This window comes from Bifidobacterium stellenboschense, assembly GCF_000741785.1.
GTDB lineage: Bacteria > Actinomycetota > Actinomycetes > Actinomycetales > Bifidobacteriaceae > Bifidobacterium > Bifidobacterium stellenboschense.
In genome coordinates this window covers 1-14,713 of sequence record NZ_JGZP01000022.1, presented here as the reverse complement: position 1 = coordinate 14,713, position 14,713 = coordinate 1, and the positions used below count along the sequence as shown (strand labels likewise).

Here is a 14,713-nt window from a genome sequence, read left to right as displayed (position 1 = left end):
GGCAGCAGCCCCCTCGGTCCGCCTTCGCCGGACACCTCCCCTGGAAGAGAGCAAAGGTGACCGTCATGCGCACACGGCGCATGTCATTGTCTTTTGCGCCCCCTTGAGGGGGAGCTGGCGCGCGAAGCGCGACTGAAGGGGCATCCCATCCACGACACACCGGCAAGCGCTTTTGCGACTTGACATCGAACCGGTTCGAAATGGCGTTATATCAATCGTTTGACGTATTGGGAACATTGAGACACGCCGGAGTTGCGTGTAACGTTTGACGTAAATCGTTTGACGGTTTATAGTGAGAACCACAACAACACGATTCCCCGCCACGGCGCGGCAGCCGCGACAGGGAACCCCGTCTGAGGCCATGACGGCCACGGACCCACAACCACAAAGCCATGGAAGGAAGCGCCCGCGTCGCAGCGGACGCGAGAGACAAGGGAATACGACAAATGGCAAACACGGCAACGAAGTCTCCGTGGAGGAACCCCTCCTACCTGCAGAGCTCCTTCGGCATCTTCATGTTCTTCTGCTCCTGGGGCATCTGGTGGTCCTTCTTCTCCAGGTTCCTCACCGATGACGTGCATGGCCTGGGCATGTCCGCCGCCGAGCAGGGCTCGATCTACTCAATCAACTCCCTGGCCACGCTGATCATCATGTTCGTCTACGGCATCATCCAGGATCAGCTCGGCATCAAGCGCAAGCTCGTCATCTTCATCTCCGCCGTCGCCGCCTGTGTCGGTCCGTTCGTCCAGTTCGTCTACATGCCGATGCTCAACGCCGGCGGCGCCACCCGCTACGCGGGCGTCCTCATCGGCTCCATCGTGCTGTCCGCTGGCTTCATGGCAGGCTGCTCCCTGTTCGAGGCCATCACCGAACGGTACTCCCGCCACTTCGGCTTCGAGTACGGCCAGTCCCGCGCCTGGGGCTCCTTCGGCTACGCAGTCGTCGCCCTGTGCGCCGGCTTCTGCTTCAACATCAACCCGCTGATCAACTTCTGGATCGGTTCCGCCTGCGGTCTGGGCATGCTGCTCGTCTACGCCTTCTGGGTCCCGGCCGAGCAGAAGGAGGAACTCAAGAAGGAGGCCGACCCGAACGCCGCGCCGACCAACCCCTCCTTCAAGGAAATGGTCTCCGTCCTCAAGATGCCGACCCTGTGGGTGCTCATCGTCTTCATGCTGCTGACCAACACCTTCTACACCGTGTTCGACCAGCAGATGTTCCCGAACTACTACGCCTCCCTGTTCCCGACCACCGAGATGGGCAACTCCACCTACGGCATCCTCAACAGCTTCCAGGTCTTCCTCGAGTCCGCGATGATGGGCGTCGTCCCGATCATCATGAAGAAGATCGGCGTGCGCAACGCCCTGCTGCTCGGCGCCACCGTCATGTTCCTGCGCATCGGCCTGTGCGGCGTGTTCCACGACCCGATCTCCGTCTCCATCGTCAAGCTGTTCCACTCCATCGAGGTGCCGCTGTTCTGCCTGCCGGCGTTCCGCTACTTCACCCTGCACTTCGACACGAAGCTGTCCGCCACGCTGTACATGGTCGGCTTCCAGATCGCCTCGCAGGTCGGCCAGGTCATCTTCTCCACCCCGCTCGGCGCCCTGCATGACCACATGGGCGACCGTCCGACCTTCTTCACCATCTCGGCGATCGTGCTCGCGGCTCTGATCTACGGCATCTTCGTCATCAAGAAGGACGATCAGGACGTCGGCGGCGACCCGTTCTACACGGACAAGCAGCTGCGCCAGATGGAAGCCGCCAAGGCCTGACATCCCACCGACCGGAGGCCGTCACCACGGCGGACATCCTTCCTCCCGCTGGCGGGAGGTGGTGCGAAGCACCGGAGGGTGGTTCGACGGGCACGACATCACAACCCTGCACGACCACCCTCAGTCGCCTCCGGCGACAGCTCCCGCCAGCGGGAGCGAAGGAAAACGCATCATCTTCCCGACTACTGACGGGAGCGAAGGAAAACGCACCGTCTCCCCGTCCGCCGGTGGGAACGGATTCGACCTCGGCTACGCGGATTCGACCGAACCGTTCCGCTCCCGCCCGCCGGTGGGAGCGGAACGAGACCTCCAACCAACAACCTGTGGCGGTCGCAATGGCTTTCCCTTTTCTCCGTTGCGACCGCCGCGCCCATACCCACTTCCCCAATCACTCCTCACCCACCAACACCCACCCAACCAACACCCACCAAACCCACCCACAACACAAGGAAGTGCCATGACCGATTTCACCCCCGCCAACCCCGTCCTCACCCCCATCCGCGACCACGCCGAGGAGCTCGCCAAGGCCGAGGCCGGCGTCGCCGCCCTCGCCGAGAAACGCAACGACCGCTGGTACCCGAAGTTCCACATCGCCTCCAACGGCGGCTGGATCAACGACCCGAACGGCCTCACCTACTACAAGGGCCGTTGGCACGTCTTCTACCAGCTGCACCCGTACGGCACCCAATGGGGCCCGATGCACTGGGGCCACGTCTCCTCCGCCGACATGCTCACCTGGAAGCGCGAGCCGATCATGTTCGCCCCCTCGCTCGAGCAGGAGAAGGACGGCGTATTCTCCGGCTCCGCCGTCATCGGCGACGACGGCGCGCTGCGCTTCTACTACACCGGCCACCGCTGGGCCAACGGCCACGACAACACCGGCGGCGACTGGCAGGTCCAGATGCTCGCCACCCCGGACAACGACGAGCTCACCTCCGCCACCAAGCAGGGCATGATCATCGACTGCCCGACCGACCAGGTCGACCACCACTACCGCGATCCGAAGGTGTGGAAGACCGGCGACAAGTGGTACATGACCTTCGGCGTCTCCTCCAAGAAGAAGCGCGGCCAGATGTGGCTGTTCTCCTCCGACGACATGGTGCGCTGGACCTACGAGCGCGTGCTCTTCCAGCACCCGGATCCGGACGTGTTCATGCTCGAATGCCCCGACTTCTTCCCGATCAAGGACAAGGACGGCAACGAGAAGTGGGTCATCGGCTTCTCCGCCATGGGCTCGAAGCCGAAGGGCTTCATGAACCGCAACGTCAACAACGCCGGCTACATGATCGGCACCTGGGAGCCGGGCGGCGAATTCAAGCCGGAGACCGAGTTCCGCCTGTGGGATTGCGGCCACAACTACTACGCGCCACAGTCGTTCCACGTGGACGGACCGGAGCACGGCGGCGACGGCCGTCAGATCGTCTACGGCTGGCTGAGCCCGTTCGTCGAGCCGGTTCCGATGCAGGAGGACGGCTGGTGCGGCCACCTCACCCTGCCGCGCGAGATCACGCTCGGCGATGACGGCGACGTCGTCACCGCCCCGGTCAAGGAGATGGAGGGACTGCGCGCCGACACCTTCGACCACGGCGAAATCACGCTCGACATCGACGGCGAGAAGACGATCTGCGACGACGCGGAGGCGGTCGAAATCGAGATGACCATCGACCTCGCGCACTCCACCGCCGAACGCGCCGGCCTCAAGGTCCACGCGACCGAGGATGGCGGCTACACGTACGTCGCCTACGACGACCAGATCGGCCGCGTGGTCGTGGACCGTCAGGCCATGAAGAACGGCGACCGCGGCTACCGCGCCGCCCCGCTCACCGAGGCCGAGCTCGCCGCCGGCACGCTGGATCTGCGCGTGTTCGTGGACCGCGGCTCCGTCGAGGTGTACGTCAACGGCGGCCACCAAGTGCTCAGCTCCTACTCCTACGCCTCCGAAGGCCCGCGCGCGATCCGCCTTTCCGCGGAATCCGGCTCGCTCAAGGTCACGTCCCTGAAGGTCCACCACATGAAGTCCATCGGACTGGAGTGAATCATCGTGGGCGGTCATCCCATCCGGCCGCCCGCATAATCCCCCGCGAGCCTTCCGCTCATCAATCCCATAAGCCCTCTCCGCGAGACGGAACCGACACCCGGTGACCGTTTCGTCTCGCGGAGGGGGCTTTTCGGCATATGCCATGCGATCCGCAGGGCCACCGTCCCCTCGTCCCCGCCGCCTCTATACTTCTGTTGCGGTACCACAGGCCGTCCGACGCGCAGGCTCCTCACCTTACTGCTCCACGTCCCGGCCGCGAGAAGGGAGCAAGGTGACATCCATGATCGAAACGACGCACGCATCCACGTCCACGGTCGCATCATCGTCGGAATCGTCCGCGGCATCCACGACATCATCCACATCGTCCGAACCGTCCGCGTGGGCGCGCGTCACGCAGGCCGTCACGCGCCGCATCCCCACCGTCATCGCCGTCATCGTGCTGTTCGCGGCGTGGGAGGCGTGGGTGCGGATCGGCCACGTGCCGTCCACGATGATTCCCGCGCCGAGCGAGATCGTCCAGGCGACGATCGAGGTCTGGTCGACGCTGGGACCGGCGGCGGCCGTGACCACGTACGAGGGCGTCGTCGGATTCCTGTTCGCCGTGCTGCTGGGCGTCGTCATCGGCATCGGACTGTACTGCTCGCGCGTGTTCAACGCCGCGTTCTACCCGCTGCTCGCCGCCGCGCAGACCATGCCGCTCATCTCCATCGCCCCGCTGTTCCTCATCTGGTTCGGCTTCGAGACCTACGGCAAGATCGTCATCACCGCCGTGTTCGGCCTGTTCCCCGTGGCCGTGCAGACCGTGCGCGGGCTCGAAGCGGTGCCCGAATTCTATTCGGACGTGGCCCTGACCTGCGGGGCGACCCGCTGGTGGACCCTGTGGCATGTGAAGCTCCGCGTCGCCGCCCGCCAGATCTACGGCGGCGTGCGCGTGACCGCCGCGTACATCTTCGCCACCGCCTCCACCGCCGAATACCTTGGCGCGCGCAAGGGCCTCGGCATCTGGCTGCAGGCCGCGTACAACTCGTTCCGCACGCCGCTCATCTTCTCCGCCACGTTCACAATCATCGCGATGACCTGCCTGTTGCTCATCGCTGTGAACATCAGCGAGCGCCTGCTGCTCGGCCCGGTCGGCGACGACACCGATCCCGACGCGGACCAGTGACGCTCCCCATACGCCTCTGCTCCCCCTTCCAGGGGGAGCTGTCAGGCTCCGCCTGACTGAGGGGGGTATCCTGCCGCGACTCAGCCCCGGCATCGCCGCCATCACCCCTCTACCCTTCCCTCTATAATGGCAAGCGCTTGTCCGGCGTGTGGCAAACGGCTTCCCTCTCCTCTTCGCTTCACATGGGAGGGTGTGCCGGGGCGCCGGTCGGGCGGACTGTCAGGCCCTCCACGCCGTTCTCTGCCGATCGTCCGCCCGGAGCGACACCCAGAGAACGGTCGAGAGACAACGAACTAGGGATTCATCATGAAGCACAGCCTTGTGGCCAAGGCCATCGCCCTCGTGGGCGCCATCGCCATGACGATCGGCGTCGCCGCGTGCGGCCAGAGCAACGACTCCTCCTCCGCGAACGGCCTCAAGAAGGTCACGTTCATGCTGTCCTGGGCGCCGGACACGAACCACATCGGCGTCTACGTGGCCAAGAACAAGGGTTGGTTCAAGGATCAGGGCCTCGACGTGGACATCGTGGCCGTCGCGCAGGCCGGCGCCGAACAGGCCGTGAACAACGGCAACGCCGACTTCGCGCTGTCCAACCTCACCAACGTGGGCATGTACAACCTCAAGGGCGCGCACCTGAAGCAGGTGCTGCAGGTCCAGCAGAAGCCGAGCGCCATCTGGTGCGCGCTCGCCTCGAACACCGCCGTCAAGTCCCCGAAGGATCTGGACGGCAAGACGTTCGCCACGTTCGGCTCCAACGAGTCCGATGCGGTGGTGCGCCGCATGATCCAGACCGACGGCGGCAAGGGCGAGTTCGACAAGGTGACCGTCGGCACCTCCACGTTCAAGACGCTCGAATCCGGCAAGGCCGACTTCGGCGGCTTCTACGCCACCTGGGAGGGCGTGCAGGCCGACATGTACGGCCCGAAGCTCAACTGCTTCACCGAGCCCGACTACGGCGTTCCCGGCAACGCCGACGCGATCGGCGTGATCACCAGCGACAAGACCATCAAGGAGAACCCGGACCTCGTGAAGAAGTTCACGCAGGCCACGCAGAAGGGCTACGAGTACGCGTACTCCCACCCGGACGACGCGGCGGACATCCTCGTCAAGGAGGCTCCGGAAGCGAACCTTGAGAAGAAGTTCGTGCGCAAGAGCATGCAGACCATCGTCGACGGCCAGTACTGGGGAGACCCGGCCAAGATCAAGGACGGCTCGTTCGTGCTCGGCACCAACGACTTCGTCGAACCGCAGAAGTACTTCGACTTCCTCGCCCAGGAGGACGCCTACACGGATTCCCACGACAAGGTGATCCACGAGGCGCCCAACACGAAGGACTTCGCCACCAACGAGTTCCTCGGCAAGTAGCGCCGACTGAAACGGCTCCGTCGACAGCCCCCTCGTCAGAGGGGGCTGTTTCGTTCGGTAGACTGGGCGGCACAGCCATCATGGGAGGCGATCATATGGGCATCGACCACACCGGCATCGACCATACAGCCGGCAGGACGCATACGCGCGTCATCGCATGCGTGGACACGGGCGTCGACGACGCGATGGCGCTCGCATACCTGCTCGCCTCGGCGGGCGAGTGCGAGCTCGTCGGCGTGCTCGCCGGCTATGGGAACGTGGACGCGGCCACGGCCGAACGGAACACGCGACTCGTGCTCGATCTGTTCGGCCGGCCGGACATCCCCGTGTTCCGCTCGTCCACGCGCCCCTCGTGGGCGGATGTGTTCGTCCCGGATGCGGGATGCGCGCAGTTCCACGGGCCGGACGGGCTGGGCGGATATGTCGGCGGCGGTGCCGGGGAGACGGCGGACGAGCGGCGCAATCGACCCGTGCCGGATGGGGCGATTGTGTCGGTCGGCGGCTATCGGGTGGATGACCCGCATGCTAATCCGGCGGGCGGATGGGACATCGTCCGCGACCACCCCCAGTCGGCTTCGCCGACAGCCCCCGACGTTATGTGCGACGTGCGCGATGCGCACTGCTATGGGACACTCCACCGGACTGTCCCATCCAGCGGGGGCCAAGATAAAAGCGGCCCACTTTCTCCGGCGGAACTGCCGCCGGCGGGCCACGGCAGCGGGGGCCGGGAGCGGGACGGCGTCGACTTGCTCATTGACGCGGTGCGGCGATACGGGCGCGGGGTGACAGTGCTCGCCACCGGGCCGCTCACCGACGTGGACGCGGCGATCCGGCGCGCGCCGGACATCGCCGGGAAGCTCCGCCTCGTGATGATGGGCGGCACACTCACCCAGCCGGGCAACTGCTGGGACGCGGTCGCCGAGACGAACATCATCCAGGATCCGGAGGCCGCGGACCGTGTGTTCCATTCCGGCGCGGACATGACGATGGTCGGCCTCGACGTGACGCACCAGTGCCTGCTGCCACGATCGGCCGCCGCACGGTGGCGAGCGACCGGCACCGAACGCGGCCGGTTCCTCGCCCGGCTCGCCGACTTCTCCATCGCGGCGAACCGCGACGCCGATCCGAAGCTCTTCGCGGCCGGCATGCCATTGCACGACCCGCTGGCCGCGGCGGTGGCGCTCGACCCGACGCTGGTCTCCACGTTCGACGTCGCGCTGCGCGCCGAGACGGCGACCGGCGACTTCACCGGCGTGCGCGGGCGCACCACCGGCGACCCCGTGGGGCTCGTCACGCCGGACGCCCCGCGCGTCCACGTCGCCCTCGGCGTGGATGCGGACCGTTTCGTAGGCGAGTTCACCGACCGTCTCGCCATGGCATGCGCCGACCGGCCGTTTCTTAGGTACATCTGACGTTTCCTAGGTACCTCCCTCACGGGAATGGGGGTCGGAATCAACCGATTCCGACCCCCATTGTCCACGGACACCCACCTAGGAAGCGCGCGATGTATCTAGGAAACGCATCCGGGGCGCATCCGGCCGCTTCCCCGGCTACTTCTTCACGCCGCCGAACCTGCGGTCGCGGTGGATGTAGTGGTCGATGGAGCGCCACAGGACCTCGCGGCCGCAGTCGGGGAACAGTTCGGGCACGAAGTCGAGTTCGGCGTAGGCGGCCTGCCAGGGCAGGAAGTTCGAGGTGCGCTGCTCGCCGGACGTGCGGATCACCAGATCGCAGTCGGGCACGTCGGGCAGGTAGAGGTGGTCGGCGATCATCTTCTCGGTGACGCGGTCGCCGCGGATCTTTCCGTCTCGCACGTCCTTCGCGATGGCGGCACAGGCGTCGGCGATTTCGGCGCGGCCGCCGTAGTTGATGCAGAACACCACGTCGATGACCTTGTTGTTCTTGGTGCGCTCCTGCGCGACCTCGAGCTCGTCGATGACGGACTTCCACAGCTTCGGACGGCGGCCGGACCAGCGCACGCGCACGCCCCACTCGTCCATCTGCGCGACGCGGCGGTGGATGATCTCACGCGAGAAGCCCATGAGGAAGCGCACCTCCTGCGGGCTGCGCTTCCAGTTCTCGGTGGAGAACGTGTACAGCGACAGGTAGCGCACGCCCGCCTCGATCGCGCCGGCGATCGTGTCGAACACGACCGGTTCGGCGGCCTGGTGGCCGTTGGTGCGGATCATGCCGCGCTCCTTTGCCCAACGCCCGTTGCCGTCCATGATGACGCCCACGTGGCGGGGCACCTTGCCCTTGGGAAAGTCGGGGATGCGGGAGGAGTCGGAGAAGGGAGCCGCCGGAATGTTCAGCGACGTGTAGTCCACGTTTTCGAAAGCCATGTCTGTCAATCTAGCAGTCGCATGGAACGTAGCGGGCGTTCGAGATAGTACTCGGCCCAATCCTCCACGAGACGCGCGGTCTCGGGGGCGAGCTCGCGGCCGTCGAGCTCCGCCCAGTCGCCGTCGGCCAGCGCCTCGAGTTGGGCGAGCGCGAGCGGCGTGATGCGCTTCGCCTCAGGCGTGTGGTCCTTCGCGCACATGAGTCCGCCGGCGGGAATGGACAGGTACAGGACGCCCGACCGCGAAACACCCGACCGCGAAACACCCGACCGCGAACCACCCGTGAAACCATCCGTGAAACGTTGCAGCGACTGGGTTTCCGCAGCGGCGCCCCCGTTCCCGGCGTCACCGGAATCCCCCACGTCCACACCTGTGAAACCACCCGTGAAACACTCCGTGAACCGTCGCTGTCCGCAGACGACGCACGCGTGCAGGCGCGGCGACCAGCCGGCGAGCGCGAGCGCGCGCATCACGTAGGAGGCGGAGATCTGGTCGGGGGCGTGCGCGTGCTTGGCGAGCGCGTTCAACGCGCCGATGAGCAGCCGGTATTGGCCGACGACGCGCTCCTCCTCCGCGCCGACGATCTTGTCGGCGGTCTCGACGATCACGTTGGCGGCCGTGTACGCGTCGTAGTCGGCGCAGATCGGCTCAGCGTAGGCGGCGACGGATTCGGCTTGGGAGACGACGTCGAGCGAGCGTCCCTGCGCGATGAGCAGGTCGGCGCGCATGAACGGTTCGAGGCGCGCGCCGAAGCGCGATTTGACGCGGCGCACGCCTTTGGCGACGGCGCGGATCTTCCCGTGCCCGCGGGTGAGCAGGGTGATGATCCGGTCGGCCTCGCCGAGTTTCGCGGTGCGCAGCACCACCCCTTCGTCTCGATACAGCGGCATGGTTCCCCATTATGGCGCAATGTATAGCCGGCTCCGGGACACCCCCTCAGTCGGCTTCACCGACAGCTCTGCGCAATTGCGGACGGCCTCCGGCCGGCACTATGTCCGCTCGCTGTCGCTCGCCTTCGCCTACAAACGCCTCCAACATTTGCTTGACGGCTCCCCCTCAAGGGGGAGCCAGAGAGAAACCAGAGAAAGAAACACATCAGTAGACGAACAGGCCCCAGAAGGCGAAGAAGAAGAGGACGTGGAGCATGGCGGCCGCGGTGAGCCAGAACAGGACGCGTCCGAAGCGCGTGTCGGCGAGCACCGGTTCGCGTCCGGTCACGATGCCGTGGATGGCGTCGCGCCGGGGCGGCCAGCGCAGCACGCCGCGTTCGGCGGCGACTTCGATGAGCCGAGCGAACACGCGCGACCACGCCCAGACGACGAGCGTGCACACGATCTCGATGACGGGCCAGCTCCACCAGATCATGCCCGGCTCCTCGGCGGGCGCGGCGCCCCAGGCGAGCTTGACCACGGCCATGACCACCTGGCCGAGACCGGCGGCGAACAGGAGGAGCGTCGCCATCGTGGTGACGGTGAGCGTGACGAGCGCGTTGCCGAATCCGTGGCGGAATCCGAGCCCCGGGTAGCGCACGCCCCGGTTGCGCCGCCGCAATCGGAACGCGATGCGCCGGCCCAGCGCGACGAGCCACGCGACGAGCGTGGCCAGCAACAGTACGAGCATGCCGGCGTGCAGCACCGTGCCGTAGATGGTGAGCGAGCGGCGCGGCGTCAGATCGTCGGGTACGGCGATCGACTGGTAGATCGTGTCGCCGGTGACGCGCTCGGAGGTCTGGTGAAGCCCCGCGGCGGTGCCGGACGCCCAGGCGATCACGTCGTCCACGTAGGCGTCGGCGAATTTGGTGCCTGTTTTGGATTCGTCGCCGAGCCGCAGCACGTGGTTGGCGACCGGGTAGCTGCGCACGGTCACGTCCTTGTTGCCGGCTTTGTGCGCGAGGGCGAGCATGTGCGTGACGCCGTCGACCTGCGCGGTCATCACGTCCTTCGACCCGTAGGCGATGAGCGTCGGTATGGCATACGCGGTCGATTCGGGCAGGTCGAGGTCGAAATTGCCAAGGCCGAACAGCGCCGTGTCCGCGTTGAACACGCGACGCACGATCGACTGGTAGCCGTCGTTCGCGCCGACGAGCGCGAAGTCCTGGGAGACGAAGAAGCCGAGCGAGCGGCGCGGCGTGAACACCATCGGCGACAGGAGGATCTGGAACGCGACGTCCGGGTCGTCGGCGAGCAGGTATTGCGAGATCCACGTGGATTCACTGGTCGCGTAGATGCCGACCTTGGCGGCGTCCACGTCGCCTCGCGCACGCAGCAGGCCGATCGCGGCGTCGTAGACGCGCGCGGAGGCCGGATAGTCGCGTGTGATGTCGGTGGTGGACCAGACGGGCTTGTCGATGACGGCGGTGACGAAGCCGGCCGAGGCGAGCGACGTGGCCATGTCGCCGAACGAGTTGTAGGCGGTGCCGAAGCCGGCGCCGTGCATGAACACGATGCCGGGGCGCCGTCCGGTCGCGCCGGCCGGCTCGCGGATGAGCACGGTCACGTCCTGCGTCTCGTCGGCACCGTCGCCGTGCACGCGCCACGTGGTGTCCGCGGCGGCGTCGACCTTCGTCGCGCGTGCGCCGCCGACCTGCGTGCCGTCGCGGCGCACGGTGATGGAGACCGCGGACTCCTTCACGTCGTACGTGCCGGCGGTCGTCGCGGCGCCGGAGGCGCCTGCGTCCGACGCGCCGTCGAACGTGACGGACGTATCGTCGGTGAGGGTCGCGACGGTGCGTCCGGTCGGTTCGTTGTCCCACGGCACGGTGGTGAGGTTCGACACGGAGACGAGCAGTCCGATCAGGATGATGAAGATCGGCAGGCTGACGGACAGCCTGCGCCAACGCGACCACGGCATGACCGGCGTCCGGCTTAGTGGCCGGGATGCTGGATGGGGACGACGACCGGACCGGTGGAGCCGTCGGGCACCTGGCCCGCGGCCTCCATATTCGCGGCCATGTCGTTGGCGATCTCGAGCAGCGTCTCGACGATCTGGTCCTCGGGCACGGTCTTGATGACCTTGCCCTTGATGAAGATCTGGCCCTTGCCGTTGCCGGAGGCGACGCCGAGGTCGGCTTCGCGCGCCTCGCCCGGACCGTTGACGATGCAGCCCATGACGGCCACGCGGATCGGCGCGGTCACGTTCTTGAGGCCTTCGGTCACGGCGGAGGCGAGCTGGATGACGTCCACCTGGGCGCGGCCGCAGCTCGGGCAGGAGATGATGTCGAACTTGCGCGGGCGCAGGCCCATGTATTCGAGCAGCTTGCAGCCGACCTTCACCTCTTCGACCGGCGGGGCGGAGAGGGAGACGCGGATTGTGTCGCCGATGCCTTCGGCGAGCAGGGCGCCGAACGCGAGACACGACTTGATGGTGCCCTGCCATTGCGGTCCGGCCTCGGTGACGCCGAGGTGCAGCGGCCAGTCGCCCTTCGAAGCGAGCAGACGGTAGGTCTGGACCATCGTGATCACGTCGTGGTGCTTGACGGAGATCTTGAAGTCGTGGAAGCCGACGTCCTCGAACATGTGGGCCTCCTTCAACGCGGAGGCGACGAGCGCTTCGGGGGTCGGCCCGCCGTACTTGGCGTACAGCTCCTTGTCGAGCGAGCCGGCGTTCACGCCGATGCGCAAGGATATGCCCGCGTCGGTCGCCGCTTTGCAGATGTCGGGGCCGACCTGGTCGAACTTGCGGATGTTGCCCGGGTTGACGCGCACGGCCGCGCAGCCGGCGTCGATCGCCTGGAACACGTACTTCGACTGGAAGTGGATGTCGGCGATGACCGGAATCGGCGACTTGCGGCAGATCTCGGGCAGCGCGTCCGCGTCGTCCTGGCTGGGGACGGCGACGCGCACGATGTCGCAGCCGGCAGCCGTCAGCTCGGCGATCTGCTGGAGCGTGGCGGGCACGTCCGCGGTGAGCGTGTTGGTCATCGACTGCACGGAGATGGGCGCACCGCCGCCGACCGGCACCGGGCCGACCATGATGCGGCGGGACTTGCGGCGCGGGTGCAACGGCGACTCGCTGGTCAGCGCGACCGGGTCGCCGGTCCTGCGGAACGGCTTGTTGACGGGATTATCCGTATTCAATGGATTGGCTCCTCCGGAGTTCATACATCGACGGCTCCCGCCGGCGGGAGCCTTGCAGGGACTACTGCTTGTCTATCAGCTCGTCGGCCTTGGCGCGGGCCTCGCGTTCGAGCTGTTCCATTTCCTCCACGTCACGGAACAGCGGGTCGCCGCGCAGCTCGGCGTCCATCGAGTCGAGCACGGCCTTCACCGTGTCGACGATGCCGAGGTACGGCAGACGATGGTCGAGGAACGCGTGCACGGCCTGCTCGTTGGCGGCGTTGAGCACCGCCGTATGCTTCTCGGAGGCGTCGAGGCAGTGGCGTGCGAGCGAGACGGCGGGGAACGCCTCGTCATCGAGCGGCTCGAACGTCCATTCGGCGGCCTTCGTCCAATCGCACGCGGCGGCCACGTTCGGCATGCGCGCCGGCGCGGACAGGCCGAGCGCGATCGGCAGGCGCATGTCCGGCGGGGAGGCCTGGCAGATGGTCGCGCCGTCGACGAATTCGACCATCGAATGGACGATGGACTGCGGGTGCACGGTCACGGCGACGCGTTCGGGCGGGATGTCGAACAGCCGGGACGCCTCGATGACCTCAAGTCCCTTGTTCATCAGCGTGGACGAGTTGATGGTGACGACCGGACCCATGTTCCACGTCGGGTGGTTGAGTGCCTGCTCGGGCGTGATATGGGTCATCTGGTCGCGCTTCATGCCGCGGAACGGGCCGCCGGACGCGGTGACGACGAGACGCGCCACCTCGGCGTGCGAGCCGGAGCGCAGCGACTGCCAGATCGCTGAATGTTCGGAGTCGACCGGATTGATCTGGTCCTCGCGCGTCTGCGCGCCGAACAGCAGGTGGCCGCCGGCGACGACGGACTCCTTGTTGGCGAGGGCGAGCTGCGAGCCGGCCTTCAGCGCGGCGATCGACGGTTCGAGGCCGATCGAGCCGGTGATGCCGTTGAGCACGACGTTCGCGCCGGAGCCGGCCATCGCGATGACCGCGTCCGGGCCGGCCTGCACCTGCGTGTGCCTTGCGCCGGCCTGGTCGAGCGCCTCGCGCAGCGCGGCGGCTTTCGTCTTGTCGAAGACGGCGACCTGCGGCACGTGGAATTCGGCGGCCTGCCTCGCGAGCAGGTCGATGTGCGCGCCGCCGGCCGCGAGACCGACGATGGTGAACCGTTCGGGATGACGGGAGATGACGTCCAGGCCCTGCGTGCCGATGGAACCGGTGGAGCCCAGGATGACGACGGTGCTGCTGTGAATCACTGCTGCTTCTTCTCGTCGTTGCCGAAGGTCGGGAACGACAGGTCGGGGATTTCCAGATCGTTGCCGTCGGTGGACAGCAACGAGAACGGGTTGGTCGATGTCGGGGAGGTCGGGGCCGGCGTCGCGGACGTGGACGGCGTCGCCGCGGGCGCGGCGGACGGCGTGGCCGTGACGGACGACGTGAACGTCGGCAACGACTCGGAGGTGGTCGTCACGGACGGGATGTCGAGGCTCGGCAGCTTCGGCGTGAACGACGGCACGTCGATGGCGGGCAGCTCCTGCGAGACCTCGGCCATGTGGGCCAGCGCGGCCAGCGAGCCGGTGGACGGCGTGGAGGCCGGCGTCGTGTCGACATGCGGCGTCACCGGGGCCGGCGTGGAGACCGGCGCGATCGGCGTCGTCGCAACCGGCGTCGGCGTGACCGGCGTCGTGGACGGCTGGAACGACGGCGTGACGGACAGCGGCTCCGTCGGATACGACGTCGGCGCAGGCGTCACCGGGGCGGCGGAGAACGCGGCCGTGGGGGCCGGTTCGACCGGCGCGGATGCCACGGGCGTGACGGCCGGCGYSACCGTGAYKGCCKCACCGGCGGCATGTTCATGCTCTCCTCGGTGGGATTCGTGCTCGTCAACGGCGTGCGCCAGCGATCCCAACGCAAGGCGAATCTCACCTCATCGAGGCGTGAGTATCTCGCCTACCTCGCCGACCTGCG

Annotated in this window: 11 protein-coding genes; 5 read left to right on the top strand and 6 right to left on the bottom strand. The window is 66.9% G+C overall.

Translation table 11 applies throughout. The annotated features are described in order from the left end of the window. The first annotated feature begins 446 nt into the window (after nt 1–446). From BSTEL_RS09850 to BSTEL_RS09830, 5 genes are all read left to right on the top strand, one after another. Nucleotides 447–1,769 carry an MFS transporter gene (locus tag BSTEL_RS09850; protein ID WP_034530033.1) on the top strand — a complete coding sequence of 441 codons (1,323 nt, stop codon included), beginning with the start codon at nt 447–449 and terminating at the stop codon, nt 1,767–1,769. Nucleotides 1,770–2,226: 457 nt separating this feature from the next. Beyond that, nucleotides 2,227–3,804: a glycoside hydrolase family 32 protein gene (locus BSTEL_RS09845; RefSeq protein WP_034530032.1), complete on the top strand. Its 1,578-nt coding sequence runs from the start codon at nt 2,227–2,229 to the stop codon at nt 3,802–3,804. Between the two features lie 283 nt (nt 3,805–4,087). After that, a complete protein-coding gene (locus BSTEL_RS09840; protein WP_084686256.1) occupies nt 4,088–4,972 on the top strand; it encodes an ABC transporter permease in 885 nt (294 codons plus the stop codon). Between the two features lie 306 nt (nt 4,973–5,278). Next, on the top strand, nt 5,279–6,337 hold the full coding sequence (locus BSTEL_RS09835; protein WP_034530031.1) for an ABC transporter substrate-binding protein: 1,059 nt from the start codon (nt 5,279–5,281) through the stop codon (nt 6,335–6,337). A gap of 95 nt (nt 6,338–6,432) precedes the next feature. After that, nucleotides 6,433–7,749: a nucleoside hydrolase gene (locus BSTEL_RS09830; protein ID WP_051923058.1), complete on the top strand. Its 1,317-nt coding sequence runs from the start codon at nt 6,433–6,435 to the stop codon at nt 7,747–7,749. 138 nt (nt 7,750–7,887) lie between these two features. Here BSTEL_RS09830 and BSTEL_RS09825 read toward each other — a convergent pair whose 3' ends face one another. The 6 genes from BSTEL_RS09825 to BSTEL_RS09800 form a co-directional block, all read right to left on the bottom strand. Then, on the bottom strand, nt 7,888–8,679 hold the full coding sequence (locus tag BSTEL_RS09825; RefSeq protein ID WP_034530030.1) for an isoprenyl transferase: 792 nt from the start codon (nt 8,677–8,679) through the stop codon (nt 7,888–7,890). A 5-nt stretch (nt 8,680–8,684) separates the two neighbouring features. Beyond that, on the bottom strand, nt 8,685–9,569 hold the full coding sequence (gene recO, locus BSTEL_RS09820) for a DNA repair protein RecO (RefSeq protein ID WP_034530029.1): 885 nt from the start codon (nt 9,567–9,569) through the stop codon (nt 8,685–8,687). A gap of 205 nt (nt 9,570–9,774) precedes the next feature. Continuing rightward, a complete protein-coding gene (locus BSTEL_RS09815) occupies nt 9,775–11,529 on the bottom strand; it encodes an alpha/beta hydrolase family protein (protein ID WP_034530028.1) in 1,755 nt (584 codons plus the stop codon). Nucleotides 11,530–11,543: 14 nt separating this feature from the next. After that, nucleotides 11,544–12,779 (bottom strand): flavodoxin-dependent (E)-4-hydroxy-3-methylbut-2-enyl-diphosphate synthase, encoded by a 1,236-nt coding sequence (ispG, locus tag BSTEL_RS09810; protein WP_051923057.1) that lies wholly within the window; start codon nt 12,777–12,779, stop codon nt 11,544–11,546. Between the two features lie 37 nt (nt 12,780–12,816). After that, entirely contained in the window at nt 12,817–13,998 is a 1,182-nt protein-coding gene (dxr, locus tag BSTEL_RS09805; protein ID WP_034530044.1) for a 1-deoxy-D-xylulose-5-phosphate reductoisomerase, read from the bottom strand. Beyond that, a complete protein-coding gene (locus BSTEL_RS09800; protein ID WP_034530026.1) occupies nt 13,998–14,552 on the bottom strand; it encodes a hypothetical protein in 555 nt (184 codons plus the stop codon). The genes dxr and BSTEL_RS09800 overlap by 1 nt, the downstream gene beginning before the upstream one ends. Nucleotides 14,553–14,713 lie beyond the last annotated feature (161 nt).